This window comes from Streptomyces sp. MJM8645, assembly GCF_001625365.1.
GTDB lineage: Bacteria > Actinomycetota > Actinomycetes > Streptomycetales > Streptomycetaceae > Kitasatospora.
On the sequence record NZ_LJJF01000001.1, the window covers coordinates 4,715,117 to 4,733,608 of the forward strand.

An 18,492-nucleotide genomic window follows, 5' to 3' on the forward strand; every position below is an offset into this window, starting at 1 on the left:
AGCCCGCGCCGCTATCGTCGGTGCGCATGGCGACAGTTGAGGGCGGGCCCGGCGCGGCCCGGATCGAGCCGAGCGCGGACGTCGACGAACGGGCCGTCATCGGCGCGGGGACGACGGTCTGGCACCTCGCCCAGGTCCGCGAGGGCGCGGTGGTCGGCGCCGAGTGCGTGATCGGCCGCGGCGCCTACGTCGGCCCGGGCGTCCGGATCGGGGACCGGGTCAAGCTGCAGAACCACGCGCTGGTGTACGAGCCCGCGCTGGTCGAGGACGGGGTGTTCATCGGCCCCGCCGCCGTCCTCACCAACGACCGCCACCCCCGCGCGGTGACCCCCGACGGTCGGCCCAAGCGCCAACAGGACTGGCACGCCGAAGGGGTGACGCTCCGTCAGGGCTGTTCGATCGGCGGCCGGGTGGTCCTGGTCGCCGGGGTGACGGTCGGCCGCTGGGCGCTGGTCGCGGCCGGCGCGGTGGTCCACCGGGACGTCCCGGACTTCGCCCTGGCCGCCGGCGTCCCGGCCCGCCGGATCGGCTGGGTCGGCCGTGCCGGCGAGCCGCTGCAACCCGTCGGCGACGGCCGCTGGCGCTGCCCCCGCACCGGCGAGCACTACCGGGAGACGGACGGCACCCTCGCTCCGGAGTAGGGCCCAGGGCCCCTAGCTACTTGGCGCACGCATCGGTGTCGTCCGCCTGCACCCGCTGGAGGTCCTTCGGTGCCTCGGTCGGGGCCGCCGCCGGAGTGGCGAGGACGTCCTTGCCGAGCACCAGCACCAGCGGGCCCTTCGGATCCGCCTTCGGGTCCGGCCGGACGGCGTCGCCCGGCAGGCCGAGCGCGGCGGCCAGGGCGGCGGCCGCGGCGTCCTGCCCGGTCGGGAAGGACACCGTGGTGGTTGCGGTGACGGGCGCGTCGGGGGCGGTGGTGGCCTTGGCGAAACCCTTGGTGCGGAGCTTTTCCACGGTGGGCCCCGACTGCCCGCGCGTCCCGCTGCCGTTGCGCACCGTCACCCGGACGTCCTTGGGGTCCACCGTCGGGGCGGCGGCGGTCGGGGTCGCCGGTGCGGTCTCGGGTGCGGCCGTGGCGGCGTCGGCGGGGGCGGCGGTCTCGGTCAGCGAGCGGTCGCCCGCGACCATCGAGAACAGCTGCCCGGCGTCCGGCTGCTTGAGCACCAGCCGGTCCTTGTCCTTGGGGTCGTCCAGGACCGGCACGGTGGCGAAGGTGATGTTCTTGGTGTCCACCTTGCTGAGGTCCAGCGCGAGGTCCTTGAGCTTGTCGACGCTGCCGATCCCGGAGTCCACGGTGAGCGCCTTGGTGGCGGCGTCGGCGAGCTTGTAGAGCTTGCTCGGGCTGGTCAGGGTGTCGTCGCTCTTGATCTTGCGGATCATCGAGCTGATGAACTGCTGCTGGAGCGGGATGCGGGTGAGGTCGCCGCCGAAGCCGACGGCGTGCCGGGTGCGGACGAAGGCCAGCGCCTCGTCGCCCTGGACCACGTGTCGGCCCTTGCTCATCTTCAGGTGCGAGTCCTTGTCGTTGATGTCCTTGGCCGCGCAGACCTCGACCCCGCCGACGGCGCTGGACAGCGTTTTCACCGCCTCGAAGTTGACCTGCACGAAGTGGTCGACCCGGATCCCGGTCATCTTCTCGACGGTCTTCCAGGTGCAGCCCGGGTCGCGCCCCTCCTGGCCGAGGCTGTTGTTGAACATGTCCCGCGCGGAGCCGGGGATCTTCTTGCCGCTGCCGCTCTGGCACTCCGGGATCGGCACCATCAGGTCGCGCGGGATGCTGATCGCGGTCGCGTTGGAGCGGTCCTTGGAGATGTGGAACAGCAGCGTGGTGTCGGCGTGCCCGACGCTGCCCTCGTTGCCGTACTCGCGGCCGAGGCCCTGCCGGCTGTCGGTGCCCAGCACCAGGATGTTGAGCGCGTCCCCGGCGGCTTTGGGCCGTTCCTCCTCGTTGCCCAGCTGGACCTTGACGGAGGTCAGGTTGCTGTTGAAGTGCTGGTACAGGTAGTACGCCCCGCCGCAGCCCGCGACCATCACCAGGGCGCCGGCCCCGGCGGTCCACTTGAGCGCCCGGCGGCGCCGGGTCCGCTTGGCGGCGGCGGCCGCCCGCCGCCGGGAGTCGCGGCGGCCCGGCCCGGGGACGTCGGCGGTCCCGGTCCCGGCCGACTCGGTGGCCGGCGTCTCCCCGGGGGCTCTCCGGTCGGCCGTCCGGCGGCGCTGCCCGGGGATGCCGGCGGCCGGGTCGAGGCGGTACTGGCCGGTTTCCGGGTCGCGCGTCCACTGGTCGGCGGGATCGACCTCCGGTTTGTCCTGCTGCACGGGGGTTCCCTACCTCCGACCGGTCACGGCTCCGGCTCGCCCGTTCGGCGGGCCGATCCGGACACACTAGACGAGCCGAACGGCTGAATCGTTCCGGTGTGATCTGCGCCATGTCCAGGTAATGGCCGGGTAAAGTCCCCTGGGTGTGCGGGATTTCCGGAAAACCCGCGCCGACCTGCGGCGCAGCCGCGATCAGTGCTGCGCGCAGGCGTCCACGTCGGCCGTGCGTCCCTCGAAGGTGGGCGAGGCGTCCGCCGAAGGTGACGCCTTCGCCGGAGCCCCCGCAGCCCCCACGGCCCCGTCCGACCCCGCGCCCGCACCCGCCGCCACCGGACTTGGACTCGGGCTCGCGCCCGCCCCGACGCCCGCCCCGACACCGACGCCCGCCCCGGCGACGGCACCCGGCGACGGCGCCGAACCGGGCGGCCGGACGGCGACCGACCGGTCGTCCCGCAGCGCGGTGAACAACTGGGTGGTCTGCGGCTGCACGAACTCGTCCCGGTCCGAGTCGTACCGGTACGGGCGGCGCGGCGCGGTCAGGAGCACCACGTCCGCCGAGGGGATGTCCCGCAGGTCCTGGGTGAGGTCGTACAGCGCCCCGAGCGAGGACAGCCCGCCGTCCGCCTTGACCGAGGAGGTGGCCGCGTCCAGCACCGGCCACAGCCGCGCCGGGTTCAGCAGCACGCCCTGCGACTGCACCTTGCGGATCAGCGCGGCCAGGAACTGCTGCTGACGGCCCATCCGCTGGGTGTCGCTGCCGTCGCCCAGGCTCTCCCGGGCCCGGACGTAGCCGAGTGCCTGCTCGCCGTGCAGGGTCTGCCGCCCGGCGGGCAGGTCGAGTCTGGCGTCCTTGTCGTGGATCGCCTGCGGGACGCACACCTCGACCCCGCCGATCGCGTTCACCATCGTCTTGAAGCCGTTGAAGTCGAGGATCACGTAGTGGTCGATCCGGATGCCGCTGAGCTGCTCGACGGCGCGGATCGAGCAGGCCGCGCCGCCCATTTCGAACGCCCAGTTGAACTGCATCAGCCCGGCCTTGCTGCGGGTGCCGTCGGGCTTCTCGCAGGCGGGGACGGTGACCATGACGTCGCGCGGGATGGAGACCGCCGTCGCGTGCTTCCGGTCGGCGGCCAGGTGCAGCAGGATCGTGGTGTCCGAGCGCTGGGTGCCCGGCTCGCCGCCGTACGAGGAGTTGGTGCCGGAGCGGTCGTCGCTGCCGATCAGCAGGATGTTCTCGGAGCCCTTGGCCCCGGCGGTCCGGCTCGGCCGCTCGGCCTCCAGCCGGGCGAGCAGTCGGTCGGTGGCCGAGTCGGTGCGGATGTTGCCGTCCAGCGTGCGGTAGGCGATCCAGAGCAGTGCCCCGGTGGCGACCAGCAGGAACGCGACGACGCCGGCGGTGATCATCAGCCACCGCCGGCGCCGACGCGGGCGTCCGGGTTCGGAAGGGTGCGCATCCGTCGGGGGCGGGTCGGTCGGGGGGTGCGCGGTGTCGTCCTCGGCCATGGCAGGGATCCCTACCCGCCCGGCCCGACCCGGGGGTTACCCGAGGCGCAGTGTCACCCGTTCGGATTCGGTCCGCTTCTCCCACTGCTCGGGGTCGAGCCCCTGCGAGTTGCGGCACAGCACCACCGAGGCGCCGGCCGCCAGCGGCGCCAGCAGACCGGCCTCCAGGCCGGTCCAGTCGTCGAACGAGAAGGTGGACAGCACCCGGTCGCCGGGCTTCAGTCCGAGCCGGGCGGCCCCCTCCCGGGCCAGCGCGACGGTCTGCTCGCCGGTCAGCTTCAGCGGCAGCCCGTCCACAGCGGTCTCCAGTGCGTGGCCGTCCGGGGCGACGGGCGAGTACGGCGCGAAGCGGTCGCCCTGGCCGGGCACCTCGGCGGCGTAGTCGAGGAAGCCGTCGGGGCGCTGCGGGAAGCGTCCGCCGAGCGGGCGCAGGGCCAGGGCCACCCGCTCGCCCTCGCAGGCGTGGGCGGCCGCCAGTCCGTCCGGGCCGCTGACCACCAGGTCGGCGGCGGCCGGGTCGCCGCCGGGCACCACCGCCACCCCGACCGACCAGCAGGCCAGCAGCCAGACGGCGCTCTGCCAGTGGGCGGGGAGCAGCAGTACGGCCCGGTCGCCCGGGCCGGCGTTCAACTCGTCCTGGAGGAGGTTGGCCGTCTTGGCCACCCAGTTGTCGAAGGTCCGGGCGGACAGTTCCACCCGTTCACCGGTGGCGTCGTCGTAGAAGGTGACCAGCGGGGCCGCGGGATCGACCGTGGACGTGCCGCCTCGCAGATATGCGTGCAGCAGTTCGACGGGGGTGCGGGCATCGGCAGCGAAATGCGCAGTCATGGTGCGCCCCAGCCTACGGCCTTCGAGTGGGCCGTCGGGAGGGGTGGCGGACCGGGCGCGAGGCGACGTGGCGAGTGGCCCGATTTGCCGCCACCATCCGGTTTATGCGCCTTTCCCTCCCGGCCGCCGTGCTCGCCGGCTGCACCGTCGCCCTGCTCCTCCAGCCCGCCGCCACCGCCGGCCCGGCCGACCCCGACGGCGCCCGGCGCCGCGGCTCCGCCGGCGGCGGGTCGGTCACCTCGCTGCCGCTCGGCCCCGGCCCGGCCCTGGCGCCGCGCACCACCCGGCCGTTCGAACTCCTCGGCGTCGGCTGGGACGGCCCGGCGGACGCGCTGGCCGGCGGCGCCGTCCGGGTCCGCACCCGGGACGCGGCCACCGGCCGCTGGGGCGACTGGCACGACCTGGAGGCCGACACCGAGGACGGCCCCGACCTCGCCCCGCGCGGCGCCACCGCGCCCCTGTGGACCGGCCGCAGCGACGGCGTCGCCGTCGAGGTGCGCCCCGGCCCCGCCGGGCCCCCGCCCGGCCTGCGGCTCGACCTGGTCGACCCCGGCCAGGGTGCGCCCGCGCCCGCCGCCCGGGTCCTGCCCCGCCGCCCTGCCGACGGCCACCAGGCCCCGCGCCCCGCCATCGTCACCCGGGCCGGCTGGGGCGCGGACGAGTCCCTGCGCGACCAGACCTTCGAGTACACCGGCCCGGTCCACGAGGTGTTCGTCCACCACACCGCCACCGCCACCGACTACGCCTGCTCCGACGCCCCCCGGGTGATCAGGTCGATCTACCAGTACCACGTTCAGAGCAGCGGCTGGCGGGACATCGGCTACAACTTCCTGGTCGACCGCTGCGGCACCGTCTACGAGGGCCGGGCCGGCGGCGTCGACCAGCCCGTCCACGGCGCCCACACCCTCGGCTTCAACACCGACTCGGCCGGCGTCGCCGCCATCGGCACCTACGTCGGCGACGCCCCGCCCCAGCCCCTCCTGGACGGCCTCGCCGCCATCGCCGGCTGGAAGCTCGGCCTCACCGGCCACCCCGCCGACGGCCGCACCAAGCTCACCTCCGCCTCCGACGCCAGCCGCTACCCCAAGGGCACCGTCGTCGACTTCGACGCCGTCTCCGGCCACCGCGACGCCTTCAACACCGAGTGCCCCGGCAACGCCCTCTACGCCCGGCTCCCCGCCCTCCGCACGGCCGCGGCCCACCTCCAGACCCCCTGACGCACCCCACCGCACCGCCCTACGCCGGCCCCGGCCCCCGCCCGACCAGCCCCCGCAGCTCCGCCGTCAACGCCGCCGCCAGATCCGGCCGGAGGTCGTAGCGCGCCGGCGTGTTCTGCAGCAGCCCGATCCGCCAGCCCGCCCCGGCGTTCACCGCGATCACCGTCTGCACCGCGTTGAGCGCCGGGTCCAGGTCCTCCGCGGCGTCCGGCACCAGCCCCGCGACGGCGTCCAGTTGCGCCACCCCGGGCCCCAGCGCGCGGACCCGGCGCACCCTGGCCACGTACTCCGGCGTCGCGTGGTCGGCGAAGAGCCGCCCCAGTTCGGCGGCGATCACCGACCGCCCGCAGTGCCGGGTGCCGTCGAAGCCGATCACCTCCCCGTCCTCGGCGAACGGCCCGGCGAAGGCCGAACCGTCCTGCTGGTTCCACCCCTCCAGCGCCCGGTGGTACAGCGCCCGCACCGCGTTCTCGTCCCCGGAGGACAGCTCCGGCAGCCGCGTATCGTTCATATCCCCATGGTCGACGAAGGCGGTGGAGCCGGACAGCGGAGGAGGTGCGCGGCGGTGACGGGCGAGTCGGTACGGCGTTGGCGGCCGGGTTTCCCGCTGGACGTCGCCCGGACGCTGCTGCCGCTGCGCCGGGGCCCCGCCGACCCGGCGTACCGCACCACCGGCGACGGCGCGCTCTGGCGGGCGTCCCGGACCCCGGCCGGGATCGGCACGCTGCGGGTGCTGGCGCGCCCGGCGGCCGGCGAGGTGGAGGCGACGGCCTGGGGCCCGGGTGCGCCGTGGCTGCTGGAGCGGCTGCCGGTGCTGCTGGGCGCGCAGGACGATCCGGAGGCCCTGGTGCTGCCGCCCGGCCCGCTGCGGGACGCCCAGCGCCGCACCGCCGCGGTCCGCCTCACCCGCACCGGGCTGGTCCTGGAGTCCCTCGTCCCGGCGATCCTGGAACAGAAGGTGACCACCGACGAGGCCTACCGCGCCTGGCGCACCCTGCTACGGGACTTCGGCACCGCGGCGCCGGGCCCGGCCGAGGGCATGCGGGTGGCGCCGTCGGCCCGGGAGTGGGCGCTGGTGCCGAGCTGGGAGTGGCACCGCGCGGGGGTGGACCCGAAGCGCTCGGCGACGGTCATGCGCGCCGTCCGGCTGGCGCCCCGGCTGGAGGAGGCCGCCGCGATGGACCACGCCGAGGCCTTCGCCCGGCTCACCGCCGTCCCGGGGATCGGCCCCTGGACGGCCGCCGAGACCCTGCAGCGCAGCAACGGCGACCCGGACGCGGTCTCGGTCGGCGACTTCCACCTGCCCAACCTGGTCGGCTGGGCCCTGGCCGGCCGCCCCCGCAGCGACGACGCCCAGATGCTCGCCCTGCTGGAGCCCTACCGCCCGCACCGCCACCGCCTCTGCCGCCTCCTGCTGGCCACCACCCCCCACGCCCCCCGCTACGGCCCCCGCCTCACCCCCAACGACCACCGGCGGCGATGAACTACGCCGTAGTACACTGCCTCGCATGGAAGCAACCATGCGGGAGCTGAACCAGCAGACGGCCAGGGTGATAGGAGCCGTCGAGCGGGGCGAGACCGTCACCGTCACCAAGGACGGCAGGCATGTGGCCACCATCCTGCCGCCGAGCCTGGCCGCACCCGTCTACCCCTTCCGGACCGATCCGATGGGGGAGGAGCTCGACGACATGCCGGTCATCCCCGGCGGCGGCGGGCGCATTCTGGCCGACCTCGACCAGCACATGGAAGGATTCGGCAGGTGACCGACGTCGCGGTGGTCGGTGACACCGGCGCCCTGCTCGCCGCATACGCCGGTGAGGAACCCGACCACGACGCCTGCCTGAAGGCCTTGCGTACGGTCGGCCATCTGGTCATCTCGCCGCTGGTGCTGGCCGAGCTGGACTACCTCGCGCACCGGACACTCGGAGCCGCGATGGCGATGCGCGTTCTGGACGACATCATCGACCGATGTGCGATCGGCCGCTTCGAGGTGCCCGAGGTGGGTGCGCACCTTGCCACCGCGCGGGCGGTCATGCGGCAGTACCCGGACCTGGACATCGGCCTGACCGACGCCATCAACGTCGCGCTGGCCGCGGAGTTCAGGACCGACGCCGTGCTGACCGTCGACCGTCGCCACTTCCGTGCGATCAGGCCACTGACCAACCACAAGGCCTTCCGGCTGCTGCCGGACGACCTCGACGGCTGATCCTCACCGCACCTCGATGAAGGTGTCGGCGCCGCGGTCCGGGCGTTCGCGCCTCACCCCCGACGACCACCGGCGGCGATGAACCGGAAGCGCCGTGCGGTGTACACGCCGATGTGTACGCTTGATGCATGACTGACGCACTGAGCATCCGGGAACTGCGTGCGAACCTCGCCGAGGTGGTCACCCAGGCCGAGGCCGGCGAGATCACCGTGATCACTCGGAAGGGCGAGCGGGTCGGAGCGGTCGTGCCGATCGAGATCCTCGATGCCATCGAGGATGCCGCCGACGAACTGCTCGCCCGTGAGGCCGAGCAGCACCGGAACGATCCCACCGTGACCATGGCCGAGCTCCTGGCCGACCTGTTCGACTCGCCCAAGGACTCCTCCGGGAGCGCTGCGTGAAGTACGCGTTCCGCTTCACCTCGCACGCCAGGCGCCAGCTGCGTGACATCAGCCAGGTCGATGCGATGCGGATCCTCACCGCACTCACCGTTCTCGGCGAGGACCCTTACGCCGATGGCCCGGATGTCAAGAAGCTGGCGGGTCACGACGGCCTCTACCGCCTCCGCGTCGGCGTCTACCGTGTGGCCTACGAGATCCACGACGGCGTGTTGGTGATCCTCGTGGTGGCCGTTGGCAATCGCCGCGAGATCTATCGCGGTCTCTGAACCGCTACCGCACCTCGATGAAGGTGTCGGCGCTGCGGTCCGGGCGTTCGCGCGGGGGTTCGGCGGGGCGGCCGACGGCGATGGCGCCCATCGGGTCCCAGCCGTCCGGGAGGTCGAGGGCCGCGCGGACGGTGTCGCGGCAGAACATGGTGGACGACACCCAGGCGGAGCCGTAGCCCTCGCCGGTGAGGGCGACCAGGAGGTTCTGCACGGCGGCGCCGGCGGCGACGGTGAACATCTCCCGTTCGGCGGCGGCGCGCCGCTGGTCGGGGTAGTGGTGCGAGCCGTCCATGACGAGGCAGGGCACCACCAGGTAGGGCGCCTCGCGCAGGACGTCGCCGCGGGCGGTGCGGCGGGCGATCCGGGCGTCGTCCCAGCCGTCGAGTTCGCGCAGGTCGCGCTGCCAGGCGGCGAGCATCGCGTCGAGCAGCCGGGTGCGGGCCTGCGCCGTCTCCAGCAGGACGAACCGCCACGGCGTGGTGTGGTGCGGGGCGGGCGCGGTGACGGCGGCGGCGACGGCGCGGCGCACGGCGCCGGGGTCGACCGGGGTGTCGGTGAAGGAGCGGACGGTGCGCCGCAGGGTGACGGCCTGGCGCAGCGCCTCGGAGGTGCCGAGCCGGAACATGTCGTCGACGGCGGAGCGGACCAGCGGCCGGGTGCCGTCGCCGTCCTCGGCGGTGACGAGGTGGCCGAGCCCGCGGACGACGGCGACCGGCACGCCGCTGGTCTTGCCCTTCACCAGGTCGGCGGCGGCGGCGAGTTCGTCGGCGGTGGCGGTGACGGTGAGCGCCAGCTCGTTGCCGTGGCTGTCGGTGCGCCCGCGGTGGTCCTCCAGCACGGACAGCCCGGCGGCGCCGATGGCGACGTCGGTGAGCCCGGTGCGCCAGGGCCGGCCGAAGGTGTCGGTGACGACGACGGCGAGCCGGCGGCCGGTGAGCTGCTGGAGCCGCCCGCGCAGGGCGCGGGCGGAGGCGTCCGGGTCCTCGGGCAGCAGCAGGACGGTGCCGGGGGCGGTGTTGGAGGCGTCGACGCCGGCGGCGGCCATGACGAAGCCGTTGCGGTTCTCGACGATCCGGGCGTGGCCGCGCCGGGCGACCACCCGGACGGTCTCGGCCTCGATCGCGGCCTCGCGGTCGGCGGCGTGCAGCAGCCGGCCCTCGGCCTTGCTGACGATCTTCGAGGTGACGATCAGGATGTCGCCGTCCTGGTACTCGCCGGCCTTGGCGAGCAGCGCGGCGAGGTCGGTCCCGGCGTCGATCTCCGGCAGCCCTTCGACCGGCAGGATCTGCAGGCTCATGCGCCCGCCCCGCTGCGCCCGCGCCCGCGCCCGCTCACTTGCGCACCTGCTCGGCGAGGGCGAGGGCGGCCCGGGCCATCTCGGCGGTGGCCTCGACGTCGGTCATCAGCAGCGGGACGGCCCGGCAGGCGATCCCGGCGGCTTCGACGGCGGCGACCGAGGCCTGGTCGGCGGTGTCGACGAGCCAGCCGTCGATGAGTGCGGAGCCGTAGTTCAGTGCGACCGCCTCCGCGGTGGCCTCGGCGCCGACGGCGGCGAGCACCTTGTCGGCCATGCCGCGCACCGGGGCGCCGCCGATGATCGGGGAGAGCCCGACGACGGGGGCGGGGGCGGCGGCGACGGCCTCCCGGATGCCGGGGACGGCGAGGATGGTGCCGATGGAGACGACCGGGTTGGACGGCGGGAAGAGGATGACGTCGGCGGCGGCGAGGGCCTCCAGGACGCCGGGCGCGGGCTTCGCGGTGTCGGCGCCGACCGGGATGATCGCCTCGGCGTCGACGGCGGCGTGCAGCCTGACCCAGTACTCCTGGAAGTGGATCGCCCGGGTGCCCTGCTCGTCGGTGATCCGCACGTGGGTCTCGACCCGGTCGTCGCTCATCGGCAGCAGCCGTACGCCGGGCTTCCAGCGCACGCACAGCGCCTCGGTGACCTGGCTGAGGCTGTAGCCGGCGGTGAGCATCTGGCTGCGGACGAGGTGGGTGGCGAAGTCGCGGTCGCCGAGCCCGAACCACTCGGGGCCGACGCCGTACTCCTTCATCTCGGCCTTGATCGACCAGGTCTCGTCGGTGCGGCCCCAGCCCTGCTCCTCGTGGATGCCGCCGCCGAGGGTGTACATCACGGTGTCGAGGTCGGGACAGACCTTGAGACCGTAGAGGTGGATGTCGTCGCCGGTGTTGCCGATGACGGTGATCTCGTCCTGCGGTCCGACTGCCGCGAGGAGTCCGCGCAGGAAGCGCGCTCCGCCGATTCCGCCTGCCAGTGCCACGATGCGCATGGGTTCATCCTGCCACGGTCCGACTGCCCGTCAGCCCGGTCGCCGGCCCGGTCGTAGGCCCGGCCGCCGGCGGGTGCGACGGCCGGGCTGACGCGGGCGGGTGCTCAGTGCGCCTCGGCCTGGGCCTGCGGGTGCTGCTCGGGGACGGCGGTGCCGCCGTACTGGTTCATCTCGGTGAGGCCCGGGGTGTAGAGGTGGATGGAGACGGCGGGTTCGAGCGTGCCGTTGACCACCTCGTGGAGGTAGCCGGAGGAGAAGACCCGCTGCCCGCCGGGGCGCAGGGTGCGGGCTCCCTCGCCGGCGCGGGTGAGCGAGCGCTCGATCAGCTCGCCCTGGACGACGGTCATCACGCCGGAGGACTCGCCGTGGTCGTGGAAGCCGCTGCTCTGGCCGGGCAGCCAGCTGAGCAGCCAGACCTCGTAGCCGGGGCCGGTCTCCAGCCGGGCGTACCAGCGGGTGAGCGCGTCGTAGCGGACCAGGGGTTCCCAGCGGGCGCGGTCGGCGGCGATCTCGCGGATCAGCCGGGCGTGGCCGGCCACGGTGGTGGGGTGGCGGGGCAGGTCGGTGCGGGCCAGGTGCGGGAAGGCGAGCGGGTCGCCGGCGATGGAGACGTCGCTGAGGCCGTCGGTCCAGCCCCGGGCGGGCGCGGCGGGCGCGGCGGTGGAGGGGTTTGGGCGGGCGAGTTTGTTGCGGTCGCGGTTCCGCTTGCGGATGCGGGTCATACGCACGGGAGTCGTCCTCGGAGTGGCGGCTGGTTCGTCGGGGATCAGCCGGATCCGGGATGTCCTGGGACGGGAATCGCGGGCGGCCTCTGTGCTTCCTGGGGGCGGCGCGCGGTGGGACGCGGGCGCCTAGATACAGCAGGAGCAGAGGCGACAACAAGAGTTCACGGCACGGCGGAGCGTGGAACCGCTCCGGGGGCTGGCGAACTCTGACATAGGGGAAAGGAGACCGCATCCGTGGGGCCGGTGTCAAACACAGGGATGCGGCATTCGAGAGGGTTACGCCAAGAAGTTGCCCGGATGGGGTGATAAATCACGCTCTATGTTTCGATGGGAAGATCGCCGGGAAGGCAGGGCGATGACCGGCCTGTGATGGTGACCGAGCGTCACTCGCCGAAGGGTTGTGGCTGGTTCGACGCCGTTCAGGGCTTTCGGATCGAAGGTCCAATGTGTCCGAATATGTACACTATTCGTAACGGCTTGGTGCCGGGGAGTGAATCCTCGCCCCAATACCAGAGCTCGGCTTGACTGAGCCAGAGTGACGCAACTGTAATTTCACTCGTGTCGTCGGCCGCACGAGGCAACGGCAACCACGGGGACGCCAAGTAGGGGCAGAGGAGGCGCGCCACATGAGCGAGCTCTTTGAGCTGTTGATCGGTGACGGCATCGCGGAGGAGGAAGAGGAACTCGGTTGGCAGGAGCGCGCGTTGTGCGCCCAGACCGACCCCGAGTCCTTCTTCCCCGAGAAGGGCGGCTCCACGCGCGAGGCCAAGAAGGTCTGCCTCGCCTGCGAGGTCCGTTCGGAATGCCTGGAGTACGCCCTCGCCAATGACGAGCGGTTCGGCATCTGGGGCGGACTCTCCGAGCGCGAGCGCCGTCGGCTCAAGAAGAGCGCGGTCTGACCGGGGCGGCCGCCGACCCCCGCTGACCCTTCGACAACCACACGGCAGTACGGGCGCCTCACCGCGGCGGTGGGGCGCTTTCGTGTTCCCTGTCGGCTCTTCACCGGTCCCGCACCGGCACCGCGGACGAAGCCGCCATCCGGAGCCGTTAGTGTGGTGCGCCATCCGGTTGCCGTTCACCGGCTGTGTCCACCGAGAACTGAGGCCCGCGCACTCGATGACCGTCTACAGCCACCAGAGCGGCTTCACCGCTGCCAGGCCGCCCGCCTACCCGCGCCACCTGGTCACCGCGGTGATCGTCTCGCACGACGGGGCCCGCTGGCTGCCGCAGGCCCTCGCCGGCCTGCTCGGCCAGGACCGCCAGGTCCAGCGGGTGCTCGCGGTCGACACCGGTTCCACCGACAACTCTCCGCAACTGCTCGCGGACACCCTCGCCGACTGGCTGCCCGAGAGCGGCCCGCTGCTCCTCGGCCGCCGGGCCGGCTTCGGCACCGCCGTCGCCGAGGCCGTCTTCGGCAGCCCGCCGCTGCGCCCGGAGGACCTGCCGTACCGGCTCGACCCCTCCGGCTACGACCCGGTCACCGGCGGCTGGGACGACTTCGGCGACCCGCTCGCCCAGGAGGACGACCTCGGCCGCGGCGGCCCGCGCGAGACCCAGCCCGTCGAATGGCTCTGGCTGCTGCACGACGACTGCGAGCCGCAGACCGACGCGCTGCGCCGGCTGCTCCAGGTCGCCGACTCCACCCCCAGCGCCGCCGTGGTCGGCCCCAAGCTGCGCAGCTGGTACGACCGCCGCCAGCTGCTGGAGGTCGGCGTCACCATCGCCCGCTCCGGCCGCCGCTGGACCGGCCTCGACCGCCGCGAGCAGGACCAGGGCCAGCATGACCAGGTCCGCCCGGTGCTCGCCGTCTCCAGCGCCGGCATGCTGGTGCGCCGCGACGTCTTCGAGGAACTCGGCGGCTTCGACAAGGCGCTGCCGCTGATGCGCGACGACGCCGACTTCTGCTGGCGGGTCAACGCCGCCGGCCACCGCGTGGTGGTCGCCCCCGACGCCGTGCTGCGGCACGCCGAGGCGGCCAGCCGCGAGCGCCGCGCCATCGACTGCGGCCCCGCCCACCCGCACCGGGTGGACAAGGCCGGCGCCGTCTACACCCTGCTCGCCAACTGCAAGGGCGCGCTCTTCCCTTACGTCCTGCTGCGGCTGGTGCTCGGCACCCTGCTGCGGGCCGTCACCAACCTGCTCGGCAAGGACCCGCGCCAGGCCTTCGACGAGCTCACCGGCCTCGGCCACGAACTCGTCCGCTTCCCCCGGCTGCTGGCCGCGCGCAAGCAGCGCGCCCGCACCCGGGCCGCCGACGCCCTGGACGACCGCACGCTCTTCCCGCCGCCCGGCGCCACCGCCCGGCTCGCCGTCGAGGGCGTGATCGGCTCCCTCGGCATAGGGGGAGGGGACGACACCGGCCGGCACGGCACGGTCGAGGCCGGGCCGGGCGGCGAGGACGACGAGGACCTGGTCGTCGAGCAGTTCACGCTGATCAAGAAGCTGGCCCGGCGTCCGGCGCCGGTGCTGTTCGCGGCCCTGCTGGTGTTCGCCCTGATCGCCTGCCGCGGCCTGTTCGGCAGCGGCGAGCTGTTCGGCGGCGCCCTGCTGCCGGCCACCGACGGCGCCGGCGGCCTCTGGTCGATGTACGCGGACGCCTGGCATCCGATCGGCACCGGCTCCGCCGCCGCCGCGCCGCCGTACCTCGGCGTGCTCGCGGTGCTGTCCTGGGTGCTGTTCGACCACGCCGACCTCGCGCTCACCCTGCTGGTCGTGCTCACCGTGCCGCTGTCGGCGGTCAGCGCCTACCTGGTGTCCCGGCCGCTGCTGGACTCCAAGCTCGTCCGGGCCTGGGCCAGCGCCGCCTACGCGCTGCTGCCCGCCGCGACCGGCGCGCTCGCCCAGGGCCGGATCGGTACCGCCGTCCTCGCCGTGCTGCTGCCGCCGCTGGCCCGCGCCGCCGCGATCGCGGCCGGTCTCGGCATCCGCGACGAGAGCGCCGCCAAGGGCGCCCGCCCGGGGTGGCGGCCGGTCTGGATGACCGTCCTGCTGCTCACCCTGGCCACCTCCTTCGTGCCGTTGACCTGGGCGCTCGCCCTGCCGCTGTGCCTGGCGACGCTGGTCGTCGCGGTGGTCCGCGGCGGTGCCTTCGGCTCGGGCGGCGCCGCGCTGCGCCTGCTCGGCCTGCGCGTCCTGGTGATCCTCGCGCTGCCCGTCCTGGTGCTGGCGCCGTGGTCGCTGTCGGTGCTGGCGCACCCGCAGTGGCTGCTGCTGGAGGCCGGCCTGCCCGGCCTGCACGGCACCGGTGCGAGCGCGGCCGGCCTGCTGCTGGTCAACCCGGGCGGCGCCGGGGTGCCGCCGGTCTGGCTGTCGGCCGGCGTGGTGCTCGCCGCGCTCGCCGCACTGCTGCGCGCCGACCGTCGCCGTGCGGTGCTGTCCGCCTGGGGTGCGGCCGGTGCGGGTCTGGTCTTCGCGGTCGCGGTGGCGGGCACCTCCGTCACCCCGGCCTCCGGCGGCCCGGCGGTGCCCGCCTGGGCCGGTCCGGCCTCGCTGATCGCCGGGATCGCCCTGCTGGCGGCCGCCGCGATCGGTGCCGACGGCGCCAACGCCCGCGTGGCCGGGATCGCCTTCGGCTGGCGCCAGCCGGTGGCCGCGCTGGTGGTGGCCGCCGCGGTGCTGGCCCCGCTGGGCACCGGCCTGTGGTGGGCGCTCACCGGCGCCGGCAAGCCGCTGCACCGGGCCCAGGCCGGCCAGGTGCCCGCGTTCATCGCGGAGGAGGCCGGCACCACCGACCGGTCCCGCACCCTGGTCGTCACCGGCGACCCGGGCGGCGGCGCGGTCCGCTACACCGTGGTCCGCGGTGCGGGCCTGACGCTCGGCCAGGCCGAGTCCACCGTCGACCCGGCGACCGGCACCCAGGACGGCCTGAACAAGATGGTCGGCAGCCTGCTGGCCGGTTCCGGCGCCGACCAGGCCGGTGCGCTCTCCGGCTACGGCATCGCCTACGTGCTGGTCCAGCAGTCGGTGATCGGCACCTACAAGGACGTCCTGGACACCACCCCCGGCCTGGTCAAGGCCAACCAGGACGGCGACTCCGCGCTCTGGCAGGTCACCGGCGCCCCCGCCGTCCGCGCGGTGATCACCGCCCCGGGCGCCGCCCCGGTGGTCGTCCCGGCCGGGGCCCGCGACCTCACCGCCACCGTTCCGGCCGGCCCGGACGGCCGGGTGCTGCGGCTCGCCGAGTCCGCCGCCCCCGAGTGGAAGGCCACCGTGGGCGGCACCGCGCTGGAGTCCGTCACGGTCGACGGCTGGGCGCAGGGCTTCAAGCTCCCGGCCGGCGGCGGCAAGCTGACCGTCACCCGGGAGGACGGCTTCGCGCACACCGGCTGGATCTGGGCCCAGGTGTTGCTCGGCCTGACCATCCTGGTGCTGGCCCTGCCCGGACGCCGCAGCCACAAGGACGACGACCTGCCCGAGGAGGTGGTGGCCGCCGCCGCGCTGGCCGCCGCGGCCCAGGCGCAGGCGCCCGCCCCCGGCAGCCGCCGGGCCCGCCGGATGGCCGAGCGCGGCGAGGGCGGCGAGGACGGCGGGGTGTACGAGGGCCCGCCGGGCGCGATCCCGGCGCAGCCGGCCGGCGAGCCGATGGCCGAGGCGGTCCAGGCGGCCGCCGCCGTCCAGGAGACCGAGCCGTACGCCGACCCGTACCAGACGTACCAGCAGGCCGACCCGTACAGCTACGACCAGTACGCGGCCCAGCAGCCGGTGGCCGCGCCGTACGGCGGCCAGGGGTACGACGGCCAGGGCTACGAGGGCTACCAGCCGCAGGCGTACCCGCAGCAGGGCTACGAGCAGCAGCCGTACCCGCAGGAGCAGCAGTACGGCTACGAGCAGCAGCCCTACCAGCAGACGGAGCACCAGCAGCCGTGGGTGCCGGGGCAGCCGCAGGCCGAGCCCTACTACGACCCCAACGACCCGAACGACCCCAACGGCACGGGCCGGTACCCGCACCAGCACGGATCGGGGAGCTGACCCGCGATGAAGAAGCCCGCATTCAGGAAGAAGTCCGCGCCCGAGGCCGTCGAGCCGACGGAGGCCGCAGAGGCCGCCGAGGCCGGGCAGTCCGGGCCCGCCCCGGCCCAGGCGCCGGAGCCCGCGGCCTCCGCCCGGCCGGCCGGGCGGTCCGGGGGCACCAGGACCACGCAGTCCCTGCTGGCCGCGGCCGTCGTGCTCGCGGCGGTGTTCGGGATCGCCGAGACGCGCCCGCCGGCCGCCCCCGCCAAGGCGGACGGCGGCGTCGCCCCGACCACCGCGCAGGTCGAGCGGACGGCGGCGGTCTGCCCGCAGCCGCTCCAGGGCCTGACCGGCTCGACCACGCTCACCGCCTACACCCCGCCCGGGACGGGCGGCGCCACCGGCGGGGCCGGCTGGCTCTCCGACGCCGCCGCGCCCGCGACCCCGCCGACCACCGCCCCCTCCGCCCCGGCGTCCGGCGCCCCCGCCGCGCCGTCCGGCTCGGCCGCCCCGGCCGCCCCGGCCGCCCCGGACAAGGGCGCCGCGCCCGCCGACGCCCGGCTGACCCTGGCCAAGCCCGGCGCCCCGGCCACCGGCCCGGCCGCCAACGGCGACACCGCGCCCGGCACCGGGGCCGTCGCCACCGGCGCCCTCGCCCCCGGCTTCACCGTCACCCAGACCACCGTGGTCACCGAGCAGCGCGGCCTCGGCCTGTCCGGCCTCACCTGCACCCCCGCCGGGACCAGCTTCTGGTTCGCCGGGGCCAGCACGGCCGGCGACCGGGTCGACTACGTCAGCCTGGTGAACACCGAGTCCTCCGCCGCCGTGGTCGACATCAAGCTGTACGGCGACAAGGGCCTGATCGAGAACGACGCCGCCAACGGCATCACCGTCGCCCCCGGCAGCTCCCAGTCCGTGCTGCTGCCGACGATCAGCAAGGGCGCGGTCAACGACCTCGCCGTGCACGTGGTCGCCCGCAGCGGGCGGGTCGGTGCCGCGCTGCACGCCGCCGACGGTGCCAAGGGCGCCGACTGGATCCCGGCCTCGGCCGAACCGGCGGCCACCCAGGTGCTGCCCGGCCTGCCCGCCGACACCTCCGCCGCCCACCTGGTGGTCTGGGCGCCGCCGGAGGACGACGCCGACCTGAAGATCCAGCTCTCCGGCAAGAACGGCTGGTTCACCCCGGCCGGCAACGAGTCCATCCACATCAAGGCGGGCATGGTGGCCGCCGTCGACCTCGGCAAGGTCACCCGCGACGAGGTCGCCGGGCTGCGGCTGTCGCCCACCGACGACAAGCACCCGACCCGGGTCGTGGCCGGCCTGCGGGTCGACCGGGCCGGGGGCGGCGGCAAGAGCGACGCGGCCTGGCTCACCGGTACCGGCCCGGTCGGGGCCCGCGCCACGGTCGCCGACAACCGGGCCGGCGCGTCCACGCTGTTCCTGACCTCCGCCGGCGACGCCGCCACCGTCCGGGTCACCGCCTCGGCCGGCAGCGGCGGCGGCACCCCGGTGAGCAAGGACGTCCAGCTGCCGGCCGGCGGCACGGTCGCCCTCCCGGCGCCCGAGCCCGGTGGGCTGAACGGCAGCTTCGCGCTCACCGTCGAGACCGTCTCCGGCGGCCCGGTGATGGCCGCCCGGATGCTCTCGCTGCCCGCCAAGGACGTGCCGATGTTCACCATCCAGGCGCTGCGCGACGACCACAGCACCGTCAGGGTCCCGCAGGCCGGCCAGGATCCGGGCGTCGTCCTGCGCTGACCGGTCGGACGGGGCGGTACCCGGCAGGCCCGGG

Annotated in this window: 16 protein-coding genes and 1 pseudogene; 10 read left to right on the top strand and 7 right to left on the bottom strand. The window is 74.7% G+C overall.

The annotated features are described in order from the left end of the window. The first annotated feature begins 26 nt into the window (after positions 1-26). Complete coding sequence (locus A6F73_RS20375; protein WP_063349121.1) at positions 27-641, top strand: acyltransferase; 615 nt, start codon at positions 27-29, stop codon at positions 639-641. Positions 642-657: 16 nt separating this feature from the next. Here the strand turns inward: A6F73_RS20375 and A6F73_RS20380 are convergent, their stop codons facing one another. The 3 genes from A6F73_RS20380 to A6F73_RS20390 all read right to left on the bottom strand — a co-directional run bounded on the left by A6F73_RS20380 (position 658) and on the right by A6F73_RS20390 (position 4,647). After that, on the bottom strand, positions 658-2,316 hold the full coding sequence (locus A6F73_RS20380) for an LCP family protein (protein WP_063349122.1): 1,659 nt from the start codon (positions 2,314-2,316) through the stop codon (positions 658-660). A 192-nt stretch (positions 2,317-2,508) separates the two neighbouring features. Beyond that, a complete protein-coding gene (locus A6F73_RS20385; protein ID WP_244293659.1) occupies positions 2,509-3,720 on the bottom strand; it encodes an LCP family protein in 1,212 nt (403 codons plus the stop codon). Between the two features lie 135 nt (positions 3,721-3,855). Continuing rightward, positions 3,856-4,647 (bottom strand): TIGR03089 family protein, encoded by a 792-nt coding sequence (locus A6F73_RS20390; protein ID WP_063349124.1) that lies wholly within the window; start codon positions 4,645-4,647, stop codon positions 3,856-3,858. Positions 4,648-4,751: 104 nt separating this feature from the next. Here A6F73_RS20390 and A6F73_RS20395 point away from each other — a divergent pair, with 104 nt between their 5' ends. After that, complete coding sequence (locus A6F73_RS20395) at positions 4,752-5,864, top strand: peptidoglycan recognition protein (RefSeq protein WP_063349125.1); 1,113 nt, start codon at positions 4,752-4,754, stop codon at positions 5,862-5,864. A 19-nt stretch (positions 5,865-5,883) separates the two neighbouring features. Here the strand turns inward: A6F73_RS20395 and A6F73_RS20400 are convergent, their stop codons facing one another. After that, entirely contained in the window at positions 5,884-6,375 is a 492-nt protein-coding gene (locus tag A6F73_RS20400; RefSeq protein ID WP_063349126.1) for an SgcJ/EcaC family oxidoreductase, read from the bottom strand. Positions 6,376-6,429: 54 nt separating this feature from the next. Here A6F73_RS20400 and A6F73_RS20405 point away from each other — a divergent pair, with 54 nt between their 5' ends. From A6F73_RS20405 to A6F73_RS20425, 5 genes are all read left to right on the top strand, one after another. Then, positions 6,430-7,347: a DNA-3-methyladenine glycosylase gene (locus A6F73_RS20405; protein WP_107452921.1), complete on the top strand. Its 918-nt coding sequence runs from the start codon at positions 6,430-6,432 to the stop codon at positions 7,345-7,347. 25 nt (positions 7,348-7,372) lie between these two features. Further along, entirely contained in the window at positions 7,373-7,627 is a 255-nt protein-coding gene (locus tag A6F73_RS20410; RefSeq protein ID WP_063349128.1) for a type II toxin-antitoxin system prevent-host-death family antitoxin, read from the top strand. Continuing rightward, positions 7,624-8,070: a PIN domain-containing protein gene (locus tag A6F73_RS20415; protein WP_063349129.1), complete on the top strand. Its 447-nt coding sequence runs from the start codon at positions 7,624-7,626 to the stop codon at positions 8,068-8,070. Before A6F73_RS20410 ends, A6F73_RS20415 begins: the two co-directional genes overlap by 4 nt. A gap of 128 nt (positions 8,071-8,198) precedes the next feature. Then, on the top strand, positions 8,199-8,471 hold the full coding sequence (locus tag A6F73_RS20420) for a type II toxin-antitoxin system Phd/YefM family antitoxin (protein ID WP_063349130.1): 273 nt from the start codon (positions 8,199-8,201) through the stop codon (positions 8,469-8,471). Further along, positions 8,468-8,737 (top strand): type II toxin-antitoxin system RelE/ParE family toxin, encoded by a 270-nt coding sequence (locus A6F73_RS20425; RefSeq protein ID WP_063349131.1) that lies wholly within the window; start codon positions 8,468-8,470, stop codon positions 8,735-8,737. The genes A6F73_RS20420 and A6F73_RS20425 overlap by 4 nt, the downstream gene beginning before the upstream one ends. A 4-nt stretch (positions 8,738-8,741) precedes the next feature. Here A6F73_RS20425 and A6F73_RS20430 read toward each other — a convergent pair. From A6F73_RS20430 to A6F73_RS20440, 3 genes and pseudogenes are all read right to left on the bottom strand, one after another. Further along, positions 8,742-10,037: pseudogene (locus tag A6F73_RS20430) on the bottom strand (coenzyme F420-0:L-glutamate ligase); the annotation flags it as partial. A 31-nt stretch (positions 10,038-10,068) separates the two neighbouring features. Continuing rightward, positions 10,069-11,028: a 2-phospho-L-lactate transferase gene (gene cofD / locus A6F73_RS20435; protein WP_063349133.1), complete on the bottom strand. Its 960-nt coding sequence runs from the start codon at positions 11,026-11,028 to the stop codon at positions 10,069-10,071. A 104-nt stretch (positions 11,029-11,132) separates the two neighbouring features. Further along, a complete protein-coding gene (locus tag A6F73_RS20440) occupies positions 11,133-11,756 on the bottom strand; it encodes a cysteine dioxygenase family protein (protein WP_244293444.1) in 624 nt (207 codons plus the stop codon). A gap of 623 nt (positions 11,757-12,379) precedes the next feature. Here A6F73_RS20440 and A6F73_RS20445 point away from each other — a divergent pair. The 3 genes from A6F73_RS20445 (at position 12,380) to A6F73_RS20455 (ending at position 18,458) form a co-directional block, all read left to right on the top strand. Further along, positions 12,380-12,652 (top strand): WhiB family transcriptional regulator, encoded by a 273-nt coding sequence (locus A6F73_RS20445; protein ID WP_063349134.1) that lies wholly within the window; start codon positions 12,380-12,382, stop codon positions 12,650-12,652. Between the two features lie 217 nt (positions 12,653-12,869). Then, complete coding sequence (locus A6F73_RS20450) at positions 12,870-16,721, top strand: glycosyltransferase family 2 protein (protein ID WP_063349135.1); 3,852 nt, start codon at positions 12,870-12,872, stop codon at positions 16,719-16,721. A 6-nt stretch (positions 16,722-16,727) separates the two neighbouring features. Beyond that, the gene (locus A6F73_RS20455) at positions 16,728-18,458 is read left to right on the top strand and encodes a DUF5719 family protein (protein ID WP_279634921.1); all 1,731 of its coding nucleotides are present in this window, start codon (positions 16,728-16,730) and stop codon (positions 18,456-18,458) included. Positions 18,459-18,492 lie beyond the last annotated feature (34 nt).

Bases quoted from the DNA above. Each gene is read 5' to 3' on its own strand.
- A6F73_RS20375 (WP_063349121.1), top strand. From the start codon at position 27: ATGGCGACAGTTGAGGGCGGGCCCGGCGCGGCCCGGATCGAGCCGAGC.
- A6F73_RS20385 (WP_244293659.1), bottom strand. From the start codon at position 3,720: ATGATCACCGCCGGCGTCGTCGCGTTCCTGCTGGTCGCCACCGGGGCA.
- A6F73_RS20390 (WP_063349124.1), bottom strand. From the start codon at position 4,647: ATGACTGCGCATTTCGCTGCCGATGCCCGCACCCCCGTCGAACTGCTG.
- A6F73_RS20395 (WP_063349125.1), top strand. From the start codon at position 4,752: ATGCGCCTTTCCCTCCCGGCCGCCGTGCTCGCCGGCTGCACCGTCGCC.
- A6F73_RS20400 (WP_063349126.1), bottom strand. From the start codon at position 6,375: ATGAACGATACGCGGCTGCCGGAGCTGTCCTCCGGGGACGAGAACGCG.
- A6F73_RS20410 (WP_063349128.1), top strand. From the start codon at position 7,373: ATGGAAGCAACCATGCGGGAGCTGAACCAGCAGACGGCCAGGGTGATA.
- A6F73_RS20420 (WP_063349130.1), top strand. From the start codon at position 8,199: ATGACTGACGCACTGAGCATCCGGGAACTGCGTGCGAACCTCGCCGAG.
- cofD (WP_063349133.1), bottom strand. From the start codon at position 11,028: ATGCGCATCGTGGCACTGGCAGGCGGAATCGGCGGAGCGCGCTTCCTG.
- A6F73_RS20445 (WP_063349134.1), top strand. From the start codon at position 12,380: ATGAGCGAGCTCTTTGAGCTGTTGATCGGTGACGGCATCGCGGAGGAG.
- A6F73_RS20450 (WP_063349135.1), top strand. From the start codon at position 12,870: ATGACCGTCTACAGCCACCAGAGCGGCTTCACCGCTGCCAGGCCGCCC.
- A6F73_RS20455 (WP_279634921.1), top strand. From the start codon at position 16,728: ATGAAGAAGCCCGCATTCAGGAAGAAGTCCGCGCCCGAGGCCGTCGAG.